General features: G+C 47.7%; 1 protein-coding gene. It reads left to right on the top strand.

The window, feature by feature from the left end:
* Nucleotides 1-1156: MtrB/PioB family decaheme-associated outer membrane protein (locus R7040_RS24600; RefSeq protein ID WP_318097291.1), on the top strand; the 1156-nt coding region annotated here is incomplete at both ends.

Here is a 1156-nt window from a genome sequence, read left to right as displayed (position 1 = left end):
CAGTGCGTATCATCCAAGAGAAGATGCACTCGTTAGTGGTGACCTATCGAAATATGAAAACTCAGTGACGCGAGAGACGTTTAAGTTAGAACTCAAGTACACACCACATACGCCATGGAAGCCATATGCATCCATGAAGCACGAACGTAAAGAAGGCACAACGTCGCTCTATTCATCGACCATTCCGGGTTACGCCAACGCGCCGGGATTCATACCCAAAGCCGTCGATCATGAAACCTTAAATACTCAAGTAGGAGTGAGCTACATTGAAGATTTGTGGCTGGTGGATATTGCGTATCGCGGCTCGTTTTTCCGCAATGACAAGTCCGCACTCTATTACGGCGGCATTACCAACCCTTACGCCAACCACATCGCGTATGAGCCTGACAACGACTTTCACCAGTTTGCTGTCACGGGGAATTATCGGTTGAATCAACAAACGTTCAGTGGCCGCTTACTTTGGTCACAGACGTCTTCTGAAGGCGGGTTAAATCCATTCCCGCAGTCCCCCGTTAACTCTAATACATTCCATGGCGAAACCAACACTTGGCAAATGAGCGCGGATTACCACAACAAGCTTTCGCGAGACACAGCTTTCGCCATTTCTGCAGACTATTCAGACAAAGACGATAACTCCGATAGAAACACCATCATCGGCTCTACAAGAGAAAAATACGACCACACAAAAACCAAACTGGAAACAACGTTAACGCATCGTGTTGCGTCTGATGTGAAGGTGAATGCGGGTTATCACTTCAAACAAGACGAGCGAAGCTATGCCGACCGAAAACGTACCGATGAACAACGCGTTTTTGTTGGTGCTCAGTACAGACCAAACAGTCCGTGGCAATTAGGCGGTAAAGTCTCCTACTCTTTCCGCGATGGCTCTGATTGGCAGGACGACAGCAGCGACTCGCCTAATTTGCGCCAATACTATTTAGCCGACAAAGAGAGGATTGAGCTCCGTGGCGACGGCAGTTATGACATGACAGACGATGTCCAGCTACTTGCAGAACTTTGGTACGGAAATGATGACTATGCAAAACCCGATATTGGTTTAAGCGAAGGGGAAGATTACGGCTACGACCTCAGCCTCAATTTCAATTTACTCGACGGATTAAGCGGGCATGTTTTTTACAATCAACAGATCATCCGC

The sequence above is a fragment of the Vibrio sp. 1069 genome (assembly GCF_033340555.1).
The sequence above is the reverse complement of the archived record's forward strand: the minus strand, read 5'-3'. Positions and strand labels throughout refer to the sequence as shown.